15 protein-coding genes and 1 pseudogene are annotated in these 19,000 nt (G+C 71.9%); 4 read left to right on the forward strand and 12 right to left on the reverse strand.

The window, feature by feature from the left end; genetic code table 11:
- Positions 1-48: 48 nt before the first annotated feature.
- Both EDD93_RS39125 and EDD93_RS39130 read right to left on the reverse strand, forming a co-directional pair.
- A complete protein-coding gene (locus tag EDD93_RS39125; RefSeq protein ID WP_123531832.1) occupies positions 49-1,068 on the reverse strand; it encodes a 3-oxoacyl-ACP synthase III family protein in 1,020 nt (339 codons plus the stop codon).
- Positions 1,065-1,829, reverse strand: coding sequence for a thioesterase II family protein (locus tag EDD93_RS39130; protein ID WP_123531834.1), 765 nt, complete (start codon positions 1,827-1,829; stop codon positions 1,065-1,067). Before EDD93_RS39130 ends, EDD93_RS39125 begins: the two co-directional genes overlap by 4 nt.
- Positions 1,830-2,039: 210 nt before the next feature.
- On the opposite strand from EDD93_RS39130, the gene ccrA reads away from it, so the two are divergent.
- The gene (gene ccrA / locus EDD93_RS39135; protein ID WP_123531836.1) at positions 2,040-3,392 is read left to right on the forward strand and encodes a crotonyl-CoA carboxylase/reductase; all 1,353 of its coding nucleotides are present in this window, start codon (positions 2,040-2,042) and stop codon (positions 3,390-3,392) included.
- Positions 3,389-5,137, forward strand: coding sequence for a 3-hydroxyacyl-CoA dehydrogenase family protein (locus tag EDD93_RS40670; protein WP_123531838.1), 1,749 nt, complete (start codon positions 3,389-3,391; stop codon positions 5,135-5,137). Before ccrA ends, EDD93_RS40670 begins: the two co-directional genes overlap by 4 nt.
- A gap of 63 nt (positions 5,138-5,200) precedes the next feature.
- Here the strand turns inward: EDD93_RS40670 and EDD93_RS39145 are convergent.
- The 9 genes and pseudogenes from EDD93_RS39145 to EDD93_RS39185 all read right to left on the reverse strand — a co-directional run.
- Positions 5,201-7,804: pseudogene (locus tag EDD93_RS39145) on the reverse strand (AAA family ATPase); the annotation flags it as partial.
- Positions 7,735-8,580: a 4'-phosphopantetheinyl transferase superfamily protein gene (locus EDD93_RS39150; protein ID WP_123531842.1), complete on the reverse strand. Its 846-nt coding sequence runs from the start codon at positions 8,578-8,580 to the stop codon at positions 7,735-7,737. The pseudogene EDD93_RS39145 and the gene EDD93_RS39150, both read right to left, overlap by 70 nt.
- Positions 8,577-10,484 carry a polyketide synthase gene (locus tag EDD93_RS39155; protein ID WP_123531843.1) on the reverse strand — a complete coding sequence of 636 codons (1,908 nt, stop codon included), beginning with the start codon at positions 10,482-10,484 and terminating at the stop codon, positions 8,577-8,579. Before EDD93_RS39155 ends, EDD93_RS39150 begins: the two co-directional genes overlap by 4 nt.
- Positions 10,485-10,512: 28 nt before the next feature.
- Positions 10,513-11,358, reverse strand: a complete 846-nt coding sequence (locus EDD93_RS39160; protein WP_260256166.1) for an acyl carrier protein — start codon at positions 11,356-11,358, stop codon at positions 10,513-10,515.
- Positions 11,359-11,495: 137 nt separating this feature from the next.
- Entirely contained in the window at positions 11,496-12,215 is a 720-nt protein-coding gene (locus EDD93_RS39165; RefSeq protein ID WP_148083935.1) for a ScbR family autoregulator-binding transcription factor, read from the reverse strand.
- A gap of 16 nt (positions 12,216-12,231) precedes the next feature.
- Positions 12,232-13,062, reverse strand: a complete 831-nt coding sequence (locus EDD93_RS39170) for an AfsR/SARP family transcriptional regulator (RefSeq protein ID WP_123531849.1) — start codon at positions 13,060-13,062, stop codon at positions 12,232-12,234.
- Between the two features lie 241 nt (positions 13,063-13,303).
- Positions 13,304-13,960: a ScbR family autoregulator-binding transcription factor gene (locus EDD93_RS39175; protein WP_123531851.1), complete on the reverse strand. Its 657-nt coding sequence runs from the start codon at positions 13,958-13,960 to the stop codon at positions 13,304-13,306.
- A gap of 76 nt (positions 13,961-14,036) precedes the next feature.
- On the reverse strand, positions 14,037-15,623 hold the full coding sequence (locus EDD93_RS39180) for an acyl-CoA carboxylase subunit beta (protein ID WP_123531853.1): 1,587 nt from the start codon (positions 15,621-15,623) through the stop codon (positions 14,037-14,039).
- A 111-nt stretch (positions 15,624-15,734) separates the two neighbouring features.
- Positions 15,735-15,950, reverse strand: a complete 216-nt coding sequence (locus tag EDD93_RS39185; RefSeq protein ID WP_148083936.1) for an acyl-CoA carboxylase subunit epsilon — start codon at positions 15,948-15,950, stop codon at positions 15,735-15,737.
- Between the two features lie 244 nt (positions 15,951-16,194).
- On the opposite strand from EDD93_RS39185, the gene EDD93_RS39190 reads away from it, so the two are divergent.
- Positions 16,195-17,190 (forward strand): ScbA/BarX family gamma-butyrolactone biosynthesis protein, encoded by a 996-nt coding sequence (locus EDD93_RS39190; protein WP_123531856.1) that lies wholly within the window; start codon positions 16,195-16,197, stop codon positions 17,188-17,190.
- Here the strand turns inward: EDD93_RS39190 and EDD93_RS39195 are convergent.
- Positions 17,176-18,072 (reverse strand): NAD(P)H-binding protein, encoded by an 897-nt coding sequence (locus EDD93_RS39195; protein ID WP_123531858.1) that lies wholly within the window; start codon positions 18,070-18,072, stop codon positions 17,176-17,178. The genes EDD93_RS39190 and EDD93_RS39195 overlap by 15 nt on opposite strands.
- A 216-nt stretch (positions 18,073-18,288) precedes the next feature.
- On the opposite strand from EDD93_RS39195, the gene EDD93_RS39200 reads away from it, so the two are divergent.
- Positions 18,289-18,957: a ScbR family autoregulator-binding transcription factor gene (locus EDD93_RS39200; RefSeq protein WP_123531860.1), complete on the forward strand. Its 669-nt coding sequence runs from the start codon at positions 18,289-18,291 to the stop codon at positions 18,955-18,957.
- Positions 18,958-19,000: the final 43 nt, after the last annotated feature.

Below are 19,000 nucleotides of genomic sequence, written 5' to 3' on the forward strand. Positions count from 1 at the left end.
GCTGAATGCGCGACACCTCAACATGCGGGCTGACCAGTCCCAAGGCCGTCAGCGGCCCCAGCGCAGCAGAGCGGTGCCCACTGTCATGCCGCCGCCGAACCCCGCCAGCAGCACCAGGTCGCCGTCGGACGGCTCACCCGCGCGCCGGGCCTCGTCCAGGGCCAGCGGTATCGAGGCGGCTCCGGTGTTCCCGTGCCGCTCCACCGGGAGGTGCACACGCGCCGAGACCAGCCCGAGCCCGGCGGCCACGCTCCGCAGCATTTCGCCGTTGGCCTGGTGCGGGACGAAGTGGTCGACCGCGTCGGCCCTCACCCCGAAGGCGTCGAGGGTGCCCGCGACGGCGTCCGGCAGCTCCCGCTCCACGAAGGCCCGTACGTCCCGGCCCCGCATCCGGAAGAAGTGGTCCCCGCGGGCGACGGTCTTCTCCGACGCGGGCTGCCTGCTGCCGCCCGCGGCGACACCGATCAGCCCGTGCAGATGGCCGTCGGTGCGCATGCCCGTCCCCAGGAGCCCCCGGCCCCCGGCCACCGGCCCGAGCACCACGGCACCCGCCCCGTCCCCGAACAGTGGCGCGGTTCTGCGGTCCTCGGGGTCGATGATGCGTGAGTAGACCTCGCTGCCGATGACGAGCGCCAGGCGCCGGCGCCCATCGGCCTCGGGCCCGGCCAGCAGCCGAGAGCCGGTGTGCAGCGCGGCGATGAACCCGGCACACACCGCGTTCACGTCGAAGGCCGCCGCCCCGGATGCGCCGAGGCGGTGCTGCACGAACGCGGCCGTGGCCGGCTGCGGGTGGTCGGGGGTCGAGGTCGCTACGACGATCCAGGCGAGATCCTCGGGCCGCGCCCCGGCGTCGGCCAGGGCCCGTACCGCGGCCTCGGTCGCGAGATCGGATGCGGCTTCGTGATCCGCGGCGTAGCGCCGCTCCCGGATGCCGGTCTTGCGCTCGACCCATTCGGCGGTGACCCCGGCACGGGCGGCGACGGTCTCGTTGGTGACGACCCGTTCGGGCAGGTACGAACCGGTGCCGAGGATCCCGATGCCGCCCGGGGCGGGCGAGTACACGGTCATGCCGGCGCCGCCACCGGCGTACCGGCCAGCTGCTCCCGGATCGTGCGGAGCACCTCGTCCTGCTGCTCGACGAGGAAGAAGTGCCCGCCGGGCAGGACCCGCAGGCCGAAGCCGGACCGGGTGTGGTCCATCCATGCCCGGACGTCCTCGACGCGCGCCTTGGGGTCCTGGTCGCCGGTGAACGCGGTGACGGGGCAGTCCAGGGGCTCCCCCGGCCGGTAGCGGTAGCCGCGCAGCGCCCCGTAGTCGGCGCGCAGCGCGGGCAGGATCATGCGCAGGGTCTCCTCGTCGTCGAGCAGGGCGCCGCCGGTCCCGTTCAGCTTCCGGATCTCCGCGACGACCTCCTCGTCGGTGCCGGGCTGCCACTCGTCGGCGCGGTCCAGCGAGGGAGCGCGGCGGCCGGAGACGAACAGAGCGGTGGGGCCGTGGCCCGCCGCTTCCATCCGGCGGGCCACCTCGAAGCCGATGGCGGCGCCCATGCTGTGCCCGAACAGCGCGTAGGGCCGGTCCGCCCACGGCCCCAGCTCCTCGGCGATCCGGTCGGCCATCGTCTCCAGGCGGGTGACGGCCGGCTCGGCGCGGCGGTCCTGCCGGCCGGGGTACTGGACGGCCAGGACCTCCACCTGCGGTGCGAGCTCCCGCGCCACCGGGAAGTAGAAGCTGGCCGAACCACCGGCGTGGGGCAGGCAGACCAGACGTACGGGTGCGTCTGGAGAGGGACGGTAGTTCCTGAACCAGGGGCTGTCGGGGATTGCCGTCATGAGATCTCCTAGCCGGTCCGAGCGAAGCCGCGATACAGGCTCAGGATGGCCGTGTCCACCACCCCAGGGCTTCCCCTAACCGGCCCCTAGGGGCTGGGGGTGCGCGTTCAGGGGGCGGACAGGGGTGCTCCGCGGCGGCGCCGTGTCCCACGCTGATGAACTGCGGCCGGCTTCGCCCTCCTCGGCTCTCAAGAGAATCAGGGAATTCACGTGGACGAGATCATCAACGCCCTTCTCTCCGAGGACGCGACGCCCCAGGACTTCGCGGGTCTTCGGCTCCCGGAGACCTATCGCGGCACCGTTGTCCGGAAGGAGGACGCCGGCATCTTCGAGGGGATGGCCTCCGTGGACAAGGATCCGCGCAAGTCACTGCACCTGCAGGATGTGCCGACCCCCGAACCGGGTCCGGGCGAGGCCCTCGTCGCCGTCATGGCCAGCGCCATCAACTACAACACCGTGTGGTCGTCGATCTTCGAGCCGCTGCCGACCTTCGGGTTCCTGGAGCGGTACGCCAGACGCTTCCCGGGCGCCGCCCGCCACGACCAGCCGTACCACGTCCTCGGCTCCGACCTGGCGGGCGTGGTGCTGCGCACCGGTCCCGGCGTCAACGCCTGGCATCCCGGCGACCGGGTCGTCGCGCACTGCCTCTCGGTCGAGCTGGAGTCCTCCGACGGCCACAACGACACGATGCTCGACCCCGAGCAGCGCATCTGGGGCTTCGAGACCAACTTCGGCGGCCTGGCGCAGCTCGCGCTCGTGAAGTCGAACCAGCTGATGCCCAAGCCCGAGCACCTGACCTGGGAGGAGGCCGCGTCCCCGGGGCTGGTCAACTCCACCGCGTACCGCCAGCTCGTCTCGCGCAACGGCGCCGGGATGAAGCAGGGCGACAACGTGCTGATCTGGGGGGCGAGCGGCGGACTCGGCTCGTACGCGACCCAGCTGGCCCTGGCCGGTGGCGCCAACCCGGTCTGTGTCGTCTCCAGCGACCAGAAGGCGGAGATCTGCCGGAAGATGGGCGCCGAGGCGATCATCGACCGCAACGCCGAGGGCTACAGGTTCTGGAAGGACGAGCACGAGCAGGACCCGCGCGAGTGGAAGCGCTTCGGCAAGCGCATCCGCGAACTGACCGGCGGCGAGGACGTCGACATCGTCTTCGAGCACCCGGGCCGCGAGACCTTCGGCGCGAGCGTGTACGTGGCGCGCAAGGGCGGCACGATCGTCACCTGTGCCTCGACCTCGGGCTTCACCCACGAGTACGACAACCGCTACCTGTGGATGTCGCTGAAGAGAATCGTGGGCTCGCACTTCGCCAACTACCGCGAGGCGTGGGAGGCCAACCGCCTCGTCGCCAAGGGGAAGATCCACCCGACGCTCTCGAAGACGTACCCGCTGGAGGACACCGGCCAGGCCGCGTACGAGGTCCACCGCAACCTCCACCAGGGCAAGGTCGGCGTCCTGGCGCTCGCCCCGCGCGAGGGGCTCGGCGTACGGAACGGGGAACTGCGCGAGAAGCACATCGACGCCATCAATCGTTTCCGGCAAGAGGAGGCGCGGACCTCATGACTGCGCAACAGACCACCACACCCGTGACGGGCATCGTCGGCCTGGGCTCGACGGGCGAGGCTCTCCTGCGTCTGCTGCACCGCGCGGGCCACACCGTCGTCGCCGTGGACACCGACCTCGACGTCCTGGCCCGGACGGCAGGCCGCCTGAAGGCCGCCCTCGCCGCCGAGGACGGCCCGGAGCGCCCCGGTGTCACCTTCACCGCCGATCACGGGGCGCTGCGCGCGGCCGGCCTGGTCATCGAGGCGGTGCCGGACGACCCGGCCGTCAAGCACGACGTGCTCGGCAGGATCGTCGCGGCCTGTCCGCCCGGCACCCCCGTGGTGACCACCACGGCGTCGCTGTCCGTCGCACGGCTGGCCGTCGCCACCGGCCGGCCGGACGACATCGCGGGGCTGCGGCTGTTCACCCCGCCCGTCGCCGGCAGCCCCGTCGAACCGGTACGGACGGCGCTGACCTCCCCGGACACCGCCGCCGCCGTGGACGCGCTGGTGGCCTCGGCCGGACTGAGCCCGGTCGCGGTCGGCGCCCGGCCCGCCGCCGACGCCACCGCGCTGATCCTCGGGTTCCTCAACCGGGCCGTCATCCTCTTCGACGAGGGGTACGCCACCCAGTACGACATCGACACCGCCATGCGGCTCGGCTGCGGACTGCCGGCGGGCCCCCTGGAGACGCTCGACCACATCGGCCTCAAGACCGCGCACACCGCGCTGACGGAGCTGTGGCGGCGCACCGGCGACTGCGCCTTCGAACCCGCCCCGCTGCTCAGCCGCATGGTCGCGGCCGGCCGGCTCGGCCGCACGAGCGGCGACGGGTTCTACACCTACGACGAGACCGGCACCGCGACCGGCTGTACGGCCGACGGCCCCGGCGACCCGGGTGCCGCAGCCGTGCGGCGCGTCGGTGTGCTCGGCTCCGGCGCGATGGCGCGCGGGATCGCCGAGGTCACGGCGGCCGCCGGGTACCCCACGGTCCTGGTGGCCCGCACCGCGGAGAAGGCCGACCAGGCGCTGCGGGCCGTCGAGGAGTCCCTCACCCGGGGCATCCGGCGCGGCCGGGTCACCGTGCAGACCAGGGACTCCGCCCGGGAACTGCTCACCGGCGCCCATGACATGACGGCCCTGGCCGGCTGCGATCTGGTGATCGAGGCGGTGGCCGAGGACATCGACGTCAAGCGCGCGATGTTCGCAGCGCTCGCAGAGGTCTGCGCACCCGGCACCGTGCTGGCCACCACCACATCGAGCCTCTCCGTCGCCACCTGCGCCGATGCGGCCGGACGGCCGGCCGACGTCGTCGGGATCCACTTCTTCAACCCCGCGCCGGTGATGCGACTGGTGGAGCTGGCGCACACCGAGACGGTGGACCAGCAGATCCTCGCCACGGCCCGTGCCTTCTGCCGCACCCTCGGCAAGACGACGGTGGCGTGCCCGGACCGCACCGGCTTCATCGTCAACAGCCTGCTGTTCCCCTACCTCGGCGCGGCCCTCGCCCTGCTGGAGCGGCCCGACGTGGACATCGAGGAGACTGACCACGCGATCCGGTCCGGATTCGGCTACCCCATGGGGCCGTTCGCGCTGCTCGACACCATCGGCCTCGACGTCTCACTCGCCATCCAGAACCGGCTGTACGAGTCCTTCAAGACACCCGAGCACGAACCGGCCGCTGTACTGGAAGAGTTGGTGGCCGCGGGACTGCTCGGCCGCAAGAACGGACGGGGGCTGCGCACCTCGGTCCCACGTCGCTGACCGTTCCCCGGCCCCGGGGCCCGTCCCGCGGGCCGGGGGCCGCGCCGCCACGAGCTCCGCCAGGTCCCGGCGGGACTTCACGCGCAACTTGCGGTAGATCCGGGTGAGGTGCTGCTCCACCGTGCTGGTGGTGACGTACAGCCGGGCCGCGATGGCCCGGTTGGTGCAGCCGCCGGCCGCCAGCACCGCGACCCGCCGCTCGGCATCGGTCAGCCCGGCGATCGGATCGCCGGGCGCGGTGTCATCGCCGCGCAGGGCGCGCAGAGCGACGGCGGCGGGGGTGCTCCAGCCGGCGGCGCCCTGCGGCTCGAGCCGCCAGCCGGCCAGCAGGTCCCGGCAGGCGTGGAAGTCGCCGAGGGCGGCCTCGGGACGCCCCACGGCCAGCTGGTAGTGGCCCCTGGCCAGCAGATAGTGCAGCCCGGCCCGGGTGCGGAACATCGCGGCGGGCACCGGGACACGCAGCCGCGCCGCCGCCTCCTCGTACGCACCCCGGCGGGTCGCCGCCAGCACCGCGGCGGACAGCGGCATCCCGATGGCCACCCCCCAGGCCCCCGGCGACAGCAGCGACAGCGCCCGGCCCGCGTGCCCGGCCGCGAGGTCGTGCTCGCCGGCGCGCCCGTGCACCACGGCCGAGGCGGCGGCGGCCACCGCCCGGCGGGCCGGGGTCGCCCGGGTCCGGTCCCCGCCGGCGAGCAGCTCACACCACCGGGCGACCCGTCCGGTCTCCCCCGTGTGCAGCAGCGCCGACAGGACGGCGGCGACGGGCGCCGGTGGCGCGTGGTCGTAGACGATTGACTCCAGCACCCGCTCGGCTGCTTCGTCCCGCTGCTCGGCCGCGCCTTCGGCCGGCTCCCGGCCGGTCCCCGGCGCACCGTGCGGGAACGGCCCGGTGCCCGTGCCCGGGTAGACGTACGCCAGCGCCTCGGCCGGCGCGCCCGGCCATCCGGGGCCGTGCGGTTCCGGCAGGGCCCGCGCCGCGCCGGCCGGACGCCCGTGCCAGAGCAGCAGCCCCACCGCGTCCTCCGTGTCCGTGGCGGCCCCCGCCCCGGCGCCGAGGCTCCGTTCGAGGTCGGGCAGGTGCCGGATCACGGCTGCCGGATCGCTCTCCCACTCGGCGCGGGCCAGCATCGTCAGCAGCCCGGCCTCCTCGTGGCCGCCGGCCCGGTGTGCGGCACGCAGGAAGTCCGCGGCCTGCCGCGCCCCGCCGCAGCTCATCGTGTGCCGGGCCGCTTCGGCGAGCACTTCGGCGGCCCACGCCGGACCGGGCAGGCCGCCGGCCGTATCGGCGGCGACCAGGTGGCGGGCGACCGAGGCCGGTTCTGCGCCGTTCTCGTACAGCATCCGGCCGGCCGCGGTGTGCAGCCGGTGGGACTCCTCGGCGGACAGCTCCTCCAGCACGGCCGCCCGGACGCCCTCGTGGCGCAGCCGTCCGCCGTCGAGCAGCCCGATCGCGTCGAGTTCGTCCAGGCAGGGGCCGACAGCGCGTTCGGGGGTCTCCAGCAGCCGGGCGAGCAGGGTGAGCGTCGAGGCCTCGGCGAGCACGGCCAGCCCGCGCGCGGCCGACACCGCGGGTGCTCCGGCTCCCCGCAGGCAGCCGGTGACGCCGCGCCGGAACGCGGTGCCGGCCACCGGACGGGAGGGGCGCACCGGTTCACAGGCCCGGTGGTCGTCGAGCAGCCCGCGCAGCAGCCGCAGGTTCCCGCCGGTGAAGCGGTGCCAGTCGGGGGCGAGGCGCCGCGCCGTCGGCAGCTCCATCGCGCCGCCCGAGGACGCGGCCAGGAAGTCGGCGACCCCGTCGCTGTCCAACGTCGTGAGCGGTACGGCCTCGCAGCGGGGATGTCTCAGCAGCTCGGCCAGCGGCAGTGACAGCGGGGGCCGGGAGCAGGGCTGCGGGGCCCCGCTCATCACCAGCAGGATCCGGCTCGTCGCGAGCCGTCCGCACACATACAGCAGGCACCGCGCGGAGGCCTCGTCCATGTGGTGCACATCGTCGACGAGGATCACCACGGGGATGTCCGAGGCGAGTTCGCGCAGGGCCTCGTGGAGCACGGCCGGGTCGTCACCGCGCTCCTCGCGCGCCGAGGTGCCTCGCCCCGCTGCGGGGCCCCGTGCCCGCAGGTGGCGTTCGGCCTCCGGTCCGGCGCCGCTGAGCAGCTGCCCCACGACCCCCGACGGCAGATCGGTCTCGGCCGGGGACGCGGACGCGTTCAGCACCAGCGCGCCCGTGCGCCCGGCCTCCTGCGCGAAGGCCCGCAGCAGGCCGCTCTTGCCGGTGCCGGGGCTGCCGGTGACGAGCACAGCGCGGCCGTCGCCCCGCCGGGCAGCTTCGAACAGCTCCCCGAGCAGGCCGAGTTGTTCGCCCTGCCGCGCCAGCCGCACCGGCCGCCCCCTCGTCTCCGGGCCACTGTGATGGCCGCCGTCATCTCCTGGAAAGTCTGCACAGGACCGTGGAAGCCCCGCTGGTACCGGACCGGAGCCCCGGTCGAGCCGCTGGTGAGCGCCCCGGCCGGGCTGCCGGGCAGCGGGTCCTGATCGCCCTGGGGACCGAGCCGGCGGTGAATCCCGGCCGGTGCCGGGAGCGGCCTGCCCGCCGTCTCCTAGAACGGCACCGCCGGCACGGCCACCGGCTCCGGCAGTGCCAGCAGCCGGGGGGCGCTCCGGTCCCACGGGAAACCGTGGTGCAGGTGGAAGACGGACGGCACATCGGCATCGGCCGCCACGGCGACGGCCGCCAGCACATCGGGCACCGGCTCCAGCTCGATGAACCGCCACGGCAGCGCGCCCTCGGTCCCGGGCGGCCGGAATCCCCGCACACCCCGGTCCTCGGCCAGGGTGAACGCGAAGCTGTCGAAGGGCAGCCCCAGCCCGAGGCCGCGCGCCTTGGAGTACGCCTCCTTCAGCGTCCACAGCCGCAGCACCCGGCGGTTACGGGGGCGGCCCGGTGCCGCCAGCGCCACCCAGGCCTGTTCCTCGTCCGCGAAGGTCTCCACGATCGCCTCGAATCCCTGGTCGCCTCGGTCGAGGCGCTCCACGTCCACCCCGATCCGATGGCGCCGGACCACGCCGAGGAAGTTGTGGCCGGTGGTGTGGGACAGGTTGAAGTCCAGCTCCCGGCCGCCTCGCGGGAGCCCTTCCACGGGCTTCTGGAGGAACGGCCGCCCCCGCGAGGACCGCCAGATCACGGCCTCCGCCTCGGGCACCCCGCCCTCCAGCGCCAGTACCCGGCGTACGAGTGTGTGGGCGACGAGGTACTGACGCCGGTCGCGCTCGAACAGGAACTGGCTCGCGATCTCCCGCTCGTGCTCGTCCAGCCAGTGTGCGGCCAGAGTGGTGGCGATCCCGGGAGCGAGTTCGTCGTTGGGGCAGAACCACAGTTTGACGGGTTCGGGCCGGTCGGGCTCGAACCCGGTGACGGAGTGCCCCGCCACTGCGAGGCCGGTCATCCGTCCTTCCCCGTCTCCCGCGCGGCCACCTGGAGTCCGATCCACAGGGGGCGGCGCAGGAAGGCCGAAGGGGGCAGCGGCACCAAGGCGCCGCCGGGGCCCGGCCGGGACTCCAGGGCCGCCCAGTCGACGTCGAGCCCGGACAGCCACAGGCGCGTCAGCTGCTCGATGCGGCCACCGCGCCACAGGGCGCCGAGGAAGTCGCGGGTCTCCGGCGCCTCGCCCAGGCCCAGCGCATCCGATCCGCCCGTGCGCAGATCCACGTAACGCACACCGCTGTCAGGGACACAACCGTGCCGGGCACGGCTGTCGCGCACCTCGCCGCCGGCTTCCCCGGCCTCTGTGCTCCAGCCCACGAACCCCCTCAGCAAGCTCACCAGTTGGGGGATGTCGCGGGCCAGGAACGCGATCCGGCAGGGTTGTGCGACGCGGCCGGCCCGCAGGGCGCGGGCCACATCCGGGAGTGCCACCCGTTCGTCACCGGTGGCGGTGTTCCCGCTCCCGCCGTTGTCCGAGGCGAGCCAGTCGGCGAGCCGGGCGGCGGTGGCGGCGAGATGGCCGGGGGTGGGGGCGGACAGCAGGATCAGCTCGTCGCGTTCGACGGTGTCGTCCCACGCCTCGTCGCGGCCGGACCGCGGATGCCGGCCCGGGACGAACTCCTCCAGGACGGCACGGGCGTCGAACGGGCCGCCCGCACCGGCGACCTCGACGACGGCCACCCGGGGAAGCTCCCGGCCCGAAGCGTCGCGGGGCCGGGGCCAGGACGTTGCGGTGTCCCTGCCCCGGGCGGGCGCGAGCGTGCCGTACCGCAGCTGGAGCACAGCGGCGGTCAGGGCCGCGAGACCGGTGACGGCCCCGGCGTGGCCCACCCGGCAGGCGGTGGTCTCCCGGGTCTCGCGCACGCCCGGTGTACCGGTCGTCCCGCGCCCGCCCGGTGTGCCGGTCCTGGCGCCGGCGCCCGTCGAGGTGGAACGTACGACGGCATGCACATGGTCACCGTCGGCGAGGGCGCGGGCGAGCGGCTTGAGCACCACCGCGCCCACGCCCTCCCCCGCGCCCTGCCGCCCGCGCGAGGGATGCAGCAGCAACTCCACCCCGCCCGCCACGGCCGCCGCGCACTCGCCACGCCGCAGCGCACCGACGGCAAGGTGCACCGCGACGAGCGCGGAGGACTCGGCGGTGTCGACGGCCTGCGCCGGGCCGCTCAGTCCGAGCAGGCCGGACAGCCTGCCCGCCAGACTCCAGTGACCGCTCTCCGGCATCTCCCGGCCGCCACGCGCCCAGGCCTCGGCGGCCACCAACGCGTAGTCGGCGGAGCTGACCCCGACGAACACCCCGAGGCCGCGCGGCGCCCCATCGGGGCCGGTCAGGGAGTCGAGCCGGGTGCCGGTGCAGCCGGCGTCCTCCAGCGCCTCCCAGGCGGTTTCGAGGAAGAGCCGTTCCTGAGGGTCGATCAGGCTCGCCCGCTGCCCGGTCAGCCCCCAGAACTCCGCGTCGAAGTCGGCGACCCCGTCCAGGAAGTGTCCGCGCTGCCCCGCGCCGAGCGGCGACCCGCCGGGGCGGGTGAGCGGCGCGGCCGACGAGGTGTCCCGTCCCTCGCGCACGTTCTGCCAGTAGAAACGCAGATCGGGGGCGAGCGGATACCGGCCGGCCATGCCGACGACGGCGAACCGGTCGTCGGTGTCCAAGGCGTCGGCGCTGTACGGAGGCTGCGCCGGCAGCTGCTGCGGGAGCGCCGACGGTGTCTGCGGCGTCCCCGGACCGGGGCCCCGCGAAGGGGCCGGGTCCGCAGCCGGCGCCGGGCCGGGTCCGGGCGCGGCCTCCAGTCCGGCCAGCAGCTGTACGGCCTGCCCGCGCTCCAGGGTCCCGGCTTTGAACCGGATGAGTATTTCTCGTTCGTCCATGGTCTTCCGCCTGTTCGAGCCCGCCTGTTCAAGCCCGGCCGGGCAGCAGCGTGAGCGCCTCGTCGATGGTGAGCCGGTCGTCGCGTACCGCGTCGAGCAGCGCCCGTACCCCCAGTGGCTCGGTTTCGGGAGCGGCCGCCCCCGAAACCGCCGTCACCGGCGCCTGCACGGGTGCCGGGGCACCGTCTGCGGAGGCGATGTGCGAGGCGATGTGGGAGGCGAGGGCGGCAAGGTCGGGGTGGTCGTAGAGCGTGACCGCCCGCTCGCTCATGCCGTACGTACGGTTGACGACCGCCACGAACTGCGCGCCGATGATGGAGTCCACCCCCAGCAGACCGAAGGCGGCGGTGGGGTCGATGTCCCAGGGGTCGCAGCACAGGAGGCGGGCGAGTTCCTCACGCAGGAGGTCGAGGATCATCCGCGCCCCCGGGCCGGGGGGTGCGGGCGCCGCAACCGGCCCGCCCGGCAGGGGCGCAGGCCCGGCAACGGACGCAGGCGCCGGCACGGGCACCGGGACCGGCCACGGCATGGTCGGGGGCACGGCCCGGGTCCCGGGCCCGGACGACGGGCTCTCCGCAGCCTGCGAGGCCCGCACCCCCAGCTCACGCGCCATGTGCCGGGCGAAGTCCAGCGGGGTCGGATGGTCGAGCAGCACAGAGGCCTTCACGGCGGTGCCGTACCGGGCGTTCACCGTGGCGACGAACTCCACGGTCAGCAGCGAGTCGACGCCCAGCGACCGGAAGGTCTGCTCGGGATCGATCTTCTCGGGCTTCAGCCGCAGCGCGTCGGCGAGCGCCGCGACGAGATCGGTCACCATGTCGCGGGGCGGCACAACGGCACCCGTCCTGAGGGGAGTTCGACGTTCGTGGGGCATGGATGGGCTCCAAAGTGTCTGTCCCGGCCGACCGGCGAGGAAAGTATGCGAAGGTGCGTCCGAACAGGGTGAAGGCGCCGCCCGTGCTGAAACTGTGCGACCGCGGCCTGGTCCCGGGGAGAGCCGTTCCCTCGCGGCTACGTCGTACGAGCGAGCCCTGTCGTCGTACGCGGAGCGCAGGGTGTCTCGGGCCGCGCGTCCGCCGCCTCGGCTTCCGGCGCCGAGGGGGCGCTCGCGGCAGGGACCGGCGGGCTGGTGCGATAGTTCACGACGTCCTCCGGCGGCACCAGAGCCGACAGCAGCGGCTCCCACAGCGCGGCGACCCGGTCACTCAGCAGCGGATACGGCATACCGGTGCCGGCCAGCACCCCGATGCCGCACACCGTCGCGGACAGCAGCGTCGCGGGCCCGTTGCCCGTCGCACGGGCCCGCAGCGCCCCCGCCTCGCGGGCCTGGTCCAGGAGCCGCAGCACCTCGGTGATCCAGTCCTGGTGGAAGTCGGTGACGGGTGGCTGCCGCCCGGCGCACTCATTGGTGATCCGGAAGCTGGCCCGGATGACCGGGTCGTCGTGGAGCGTCCTGGCCAGCCAGTGCGTCATGTCGATGAGCATCTGCACCGGCGGTACGCCCGCCTCCCAGCGCTCCCTGACGAAGCCTTGCAGCATGGCGCGCCCGCGCTCCTGCACCGCGTCGGCGAGCCCGTCCTTGGAGGAGAAGTGGAAGTACAGCGCGCCCTTCGTCATCCCTGCGGCCACGGCGATCTGTCCCAGCGTCGCGTTGGCATAGCCGTTCCGGTTGAACATCTCAGCGCCCGCGTGGACCAGCCTCTGGCGGGTCCGCTGCGATCTGGCCTGCATCTCGACCGCCTTCTCCTCAGCCGACCCGGCTGAGACGCTCGCCACCGGCAGCAACCGGATCGAGGGTGGGCTCCGGACCTGACATCAGGATCGAACGCTGCAGCCGCCGCAGTCCGGCGGAGGGCTCGAACCCCAACTCCCGCACCAGAACGGAGCGCAGTCGCTGATAGGCGTCGAGCGCCTCGCTGCGGCGCCCGGAGCGGTGCAGCGCCAGCATGAACTGGCCGTGCAGGTTCTCGTGGGTGCGGTAGCGGCTGACCAGCACGCTCAGCTCACCCAGGATCTCGCGGTGCCGGCCCAGCCGAAGATCGGCTTCGATGCGCTGGTCGAGCGCGCAGAGCTGGGTCTCCTCCAGCCGCCGGATCTCCATCTCCAGCTGCGTCCCGGCCTGGATGTCGGCCAGCGCGGAGCCGGTCCACAGCGAGAGCGCCTCGCCCAACTGCCGGGCCGCGCCCGGGAAGTCCCCCGCGTCCATCGCCCGGTAACCCAGGCCCGCCAGCCGCTCGAACTCGCGCACATCGCTGGCGCCACCGGCGGTGTTGAGCAGGTAGCCCCCCGGCGTGGTGACGAGCACGTCCTTGGCGGAGCGCGGCGCGGCCCCTTCCGGGTCCCGCAGAAGTGCGGTCGCGATCAGGTCCCGCAGCTGCAGTACGTAGGTCTGCAGTGTGGTGCGGGCGCTGCGTGGTGGGCGGTCACTCCACAGTTCCTCGATCAGCGTGGCCACGGGCACGACCTGGTCGGCGTGCAACGCAAGCAGGGCCAGCACCTGACGTGGCTTCGGCGCCGTCGGCGTCACCGAGAGCCCGTTCTCGCGGACGGCCAACGCGCCCAATACATCGATATCCACGCCGTTTCCCCTATTCGTGCATGAATCGTGAGCCACTCGGAAGTACCTTGAGTAAAAAACAGGACACACGGTTTGTCAATATCAAACCGTCCACGCTGTTTTATTTGGCCGCAGCCGAGCCCATCTCGCGTCGCTGACCAGGACGTTCACAGATCGCACAAAACAGAGAACCCTCCGCACCCAGGGTGCGGAGGGGAGGCCCGACGGGTCTTCGTGCTGCCAGACCCTCAAAACAGCATGATCAGTCCGTTGCTGACGCGGCCGATGTCACGGTGCCCCGGAGGGGGTCTCTCGGGGACGGAACCGACCTGCACGGACTCTGCTGACTCGCCAGTCTCGGCAGCATCAGATCCCAGAATCCGGCGATCGTCTCCGTGGACAGCCATTCCTTGTCCTCGCTGCCGAGCACCTCGAGGCCCACGGTCACTGCCACGATGGCGGGCGAGGCGTCGGCAGGTGACACCCCTTCGGCGAGTCCGCCTTCCGCGTCGGCACGCCGCAGCATGTCCTCGATCCAGCGCTGCCACCGCTGCCGGAGCCGGGCCTCCGCCCGCCAGGCCAGGTCCCCGCCCAGCTCGAAGCCGGCCTGGATCACGATGTCGTCGGCCAGCCTGCTCATCAGCTCGTGCGTGGTGTCCACAAGTACCTGCAGAGCGCAGTCTCCCCCGTTCACCGCCTCTTCGATGATCCGGCGCACGGTCTCCGCCGCCTCGTCCTCGACGGCCTGGGCGAGCATCTTCTTGTTCTCGAAGTGGAAGTGCAGCGCACCGTTGCTCACTCCGGCCCGGCGGCTGATCGCAGCGAGCGAGGCGGGGGCGAAGCCCTCCTGCGCGAACACTTCGGCGGCGGCATGGATCAACGACTGACGTGTGCGCGCCGCACGGTCCTGCTTGACCATCAAATGTCTCCTGATTACAGGGCTCAGCGGCTTGGCCCCCAAGGGAGCGGACCCACCGCGCCCCGCCGTTCTTGACTTACTGCGGAGGGTTGCCGTGTTTGCGGGACGGCAGGTCTGCGTGCTTGGAGCGGAGCATGGCCAGTGAGGCGATCAGGACTTCGCGGGTCTGGGCGGGGTCGATGACGTCGTCGACCAGGCCGCGCTCGGCGGCGTAGTAGGGGTGCATCAGTTCGGCCTTGTACTCCTTGACCATGCGGGTCCGCATGGCCTCGGGGTCCTCGGCGTCGGCGATCTGCCGGCGGAAGATGACGTTGGCGGCGCCCTCGGCGCCCATCACCGCGATCTCGTTGGTCGGCCAGGCATAGGTGAGGTCGGCGCCGATGGACTGGCTGTCCATGACGATGTACGCACCGCCGTAGGCCTTGCGCAGGATCAACGAGATCCTCGGCACCGTGGCGTTGCAGTAGGCGTAGAGCAGCTTCGCCCCGTGCCGGATGATTCCACCGTGCTCCTGATCCACACCGGGCAGGAAGCCGGGTACGTCCAAAAGGGTGATGATGGGGATGTTGAAGGCGTCGCACATCTGGACGAACCTGGCGGCCTTCTCGGACGCCTCGATGTCCAGGACACCGGCCAGGGCCTGCGGCTGGTTGGCGACGATGCCGACGACCTGGCCGTCCAGGCGGGCCAGCGCGCAGATGATGTTGCGGGCCCAGCGCTCGTGGATCTCCAGGTAGTCGCCCTCGTCGACGAGCTCCTCGATGACCTTGTGCATGTCGTACGGGCGGTTGCCGTCGGCCGGGACCAGGTCCAGCAGGACGTCACCACGCCGGTCGGCCGGATCATCACTCTCCGCCACCGGCGGGTTCTCACGGTTGTTCGAGGGCAGCATCCCGATCAGGTACCGGACCTCCGCGATGCACGTCTCCTCGTCGTCGTACGCGAAGTGCGCGACACCCGAGGTCTCCGCGTGCACATCGGCACCGCCCAGACCGTTCTGGGTGATCTCCTCACCCGTGACCGCCTTCACGACGTCCGGTCCGGTGATGAACATCTGCGAGGTCTCACGGACCATGAACACAAAATCCGTCAGCGCCGGGCTGTAGGCCGCACCACCCGCACACGGGCCGAGCATCACGCTGATCTGCGGGATCACACCCGAAGCCCGCGTGTTGCGCTGGAAAATACCGCCGTACCCGGCGAGCGCCGACACGCCCTCCTGGATACGGGCGCCGGCACCGTCGTTCAGCGAGACCAGCGGCGCACCCGCCGAGATGGCCATGTCCATGATCTTATGGATCTTCGTCGCGTGAGCCTCACCCAGCGCCCCACCGAAAATCCGGAAATCGTGCGCGTAGACGAAGACCGTACGGCCCTCCACCGTGCCCCAGCCGGTGATGACACCATCCGTATACGGCTTCTTCGCCTCCAGACCGAACCCCGTCGCCCGATGCCGACGCAACTGCTCGACCTCCCGGAACGAACCCGGATCCACCAGCAGCTCAATGCGCTCACGCGCCGTCAGCTTGCCCTTCGCGTGCTGCGCCTCGGTCGCCCGGTCACTCGGCCCACGCCGCGCCTGCTCACGCAGCGCCAGCAGTTCGGCCACACGGCCACGGGTATCGCTCGGTTCACCGGCCCCGGCGGGCCTCCCCACCGACATGCCACAGCCCCTCTCGATGTTGCCTCTCGGCTTTGAACCAAGCGTAACAAACCACCTAAGCGGTTTTCTGCCTACGGGCTGCCTGACTGCGGGAACGCGCTTCCGGTGGCGCTAACGCCAGCTCTGCGGCGCCCTGTACGGGGCCTGTTCCCAGCGCCGCCACACGACCGGGCGACCCTCCACACCACTCCTGCGCGCGGGGGCCACGACCCGGTTGCGCGCGAGCACCGAGAGCAAAGCCTCGTTGAGTGCGCTCAGTTCGTCCTGGTTCGCCCTACCGCGCTCCACTCGCGCCACCCCGGCTGCGTCAAGGCGGAATCCACTCATGAAGGCCTCCTTCCTCGTCAGGAAACCCTGGAGCAACAAACTGGAGCGGCGGTCGAGCGGCAATCGCGGGGGACGCTCCCCGGCCGGGGGCGAGTTGTGAAGGCAGCATCACACTCTCAAGCGGAGCTCGCGGTTTCGCTTCTACGGAGCACCAAAGGGCGCTAGAAATTAAACCGGTTGGTATGTATCTTTGGTGTCCCGCGAGGGGCTCACCGGTTTTCGTTACCGTTGTTTTGGGGGAAAAATGACTGCTGCAACGATCCAGCTTGCTCACCCGCTCACGAACGAGGCATCTGCACGGGACCGGTCAGCTTCATCGATCGCGCCTCCTCTGTTCCGCTTCCCGTCACTGACGACCACGGTCCCCAAGGAGTTCGTCCACCGGGCCGCCGTCGCCGAAGTCATGCTCACCGACTGGAAGCGCGAAGATGACGTCCACTTCAAGGTGACGGCCCAGTGGCCCCGCGGGCACAGCTTCTTCAGCCCCATCGGCGCACACCACGACCCGCTGCTGGCGGCCGAGACGATACGTCAGGTGGGCTCGCTCCTCGCCCACGCGGAGTTCGGCGTTCCGTTCGGCCACCAGTTCCTGATGTGGGACCTCGAGTACGCCGTCGAGCCCGACCAGATGCTCATCGGCGGCACACCCGCATCACTCGACATCGACGTCACCTGCACCGAGGTCAAGCGGCGCGGCAACGCCCTGACCGGACTGCGCTACGAAGCGGTGATCCACCGCGACGGGAAGCCGGCCGTGCGGGGAGGCGGGGCCTTCACCTGCACCACACCGGCCGTGTACCGCAGGCTCCGGGGAGACCGCTGCACCGCCGAGGACCGGCCCCGGCTCCCCCTCATGGCCCCCGCCTCGCCCCAGAGAGTGGGCCGTATGTCGCCCATCGACGTGGTGCTCTCCCCCGTCGGGGAGACGAACCGCTGGCAGTTGAGAGCCGACACCCGCCACCACGTCCTCTTCGACCACCCGGTCGACCACGTCCCGGGAATGGTGCTCCTGGAGGCAGCCCGGCAGGCGGCCGCAGCGGCCCTCGACAACTCCTCGATGCTGCCCGTCGGCATCGTGAGCGAGTTCCACCGGTACGCCGAACTGGACTCGCCCTGCATGATCCAGGCGCAGCACCTGCCCGGTACGGCCGGCGTCGAGAAGTCGGTGCTGGTGACCGCCCACCAGGACGGGGACCTCGTGTTCACCTCCACGGTGAAGACACTGTCACCCGAGAGCTGATCCGCCCGTGCCGATGTCTTCGCCCTCATGAGGCCGCCTCGGGGCGAAGGCATCGGCATGGTCCGCGGCCCACTGGGCGAACGACCGGGCGGGCCGCCCCGTCACCTCGCGGACCCCGCTTCCCACGGCTGCTTTGGCCCCGTCCCGCTGCCGCCGCGCACTGCACAGCAACGCGTCCGCCAGTTCGGGCGGGTGGCGGCGCAGCAGTGCGGCGCGCGCGTCCTCCGGCGCCAGTTCCTCGAAACGCAGCGACACCCCGAGCACCTGCGCGAGCAACCGTGTCTGTTCGGCCGCGCTGATCGCCTCCGGCCCGGTCAGCGTGTACGCCGCGCCCTCGTGTCCGTCCTCGGTGAGCGCCCGCACCGCCACCTCGGCGATGTCGCGCGGGTCGACACACGCGTTCACCGACGTCCCGTACAGAGCCCGCACGACGCGCTCCGAGCGGACCGTCCCTGCCCAGGACAGGCAGTTGGACATGAACGAACGAGGCCGCAGCAGGGTCCAGGCCATCCCGGACTGCCGCAGGAGTTCCTCATTGGCACGCTGCCAACGGGTGACCAGGTCGTCCGCCCGCGCATCGGTGACGGAGGCAGCGGACAACGTCACGACGTGGCGCACACCTGCCGCCCGCGCCGCCCGGAGAAAGACGGCGCCTTCGTCACCGGCGACCCGGCTCGTGACGAGGAAGGCCTTACGCACCCCGCGCAGCGCCGGGGTCAGCGAGTCAATGCTGGCGTAGTCCCCGGCCACTGCCTGCGCCCCGGGCCGCGTGACCGTGACGCCTGCGGGGTTCCTGGTCATGAGACGCAGCGGCACTCCGGGCGGGAAGGAACGCACCACTTCCCGACCGACCGTCCCTGTCGCACCTGTCACCAGAATCATCGGGCACCCTCCCTCTCCGACCCGGCCTCCCGACAGGGGCGGGGAAGCAGACCGCCGCGCCGGGGTTCGAGGTGGCTTCGGTTCCGCGGTGTGAATCGATCATGCTCTCCCCCCATTCGCTGTGGGCGCCGACCACTGTAAGATACATACTAGCCGGTTTTTTTCATGCGCTACGGTGTCTTCGATGCAGTAGTCACGTAAATGGAGGAGGCGAGAGTGGCGAAGCAGGATCGAGCCATCCGTACACGTCAGACGATCCTGTCGGCAGCGGCAAACGTGTTCGAAAAGCACGGTTACCAGGCAGCCACGATCGCCGAGATACTGAGCGAGGCGCAAGTCACCAAGGGGGCCCTGTACTTCCACTTCCAGTCCAAGGAAGAGCTGGCCCAGGGTGTGCTCAGCGAGCAGGAACAGCGCCTGGGCGTCCCCGAACACGCCTGCAAGACCCAGGAGCTCGTGGACGTCATCATGCTGCACGCCTACCGCCTGCAGACGGACCCCATGGTCCGCGCCGGCGTGCGGCTGTCCCTGGACCAGCAGGCGCACGATCTCGACCGCAGTGGCCCCTTCCTGAACTGGGGCGAGGTCCTGCGAGGGCTCCTCGACCAGGCGCAGGCCCAGGGGGAGCTCCTCCCGCACGTAGTGCCCAGGGAGACCTCCGACGTCCTGGTGGGGTGCTTCGCAGGTGTCCAGGCGATGTCGCAGGCGCTCAGCAAGTACCAGGACCTCGCCGAGCGGGTCTGCTCCCTGCTGCGCCACCTGCTGCCCAATGTGGTGCTCGCGTCCGTCCTGGCCTCGGTGGACATCTCACGCACCCGAGGCGTGGCGGTATTCACCGAGCTGACCGGGGTCGTCGACGAGGAGGCCGTCGCCGCGGTGGTCTAGGGCCTCTCGTTTGGATCAGGCCGGACACCGCGAGCCCGGCCTG

It is taken from the genome of Streptomyces sp. 840.1 (assembly GCF_003751445.1).
Taxonomy (GTDB): domain Bacteria; phylum Actinomycetota; class Actinomycetes; order Streptomycetales; family Streptomycetaceae; genus Streptomyces.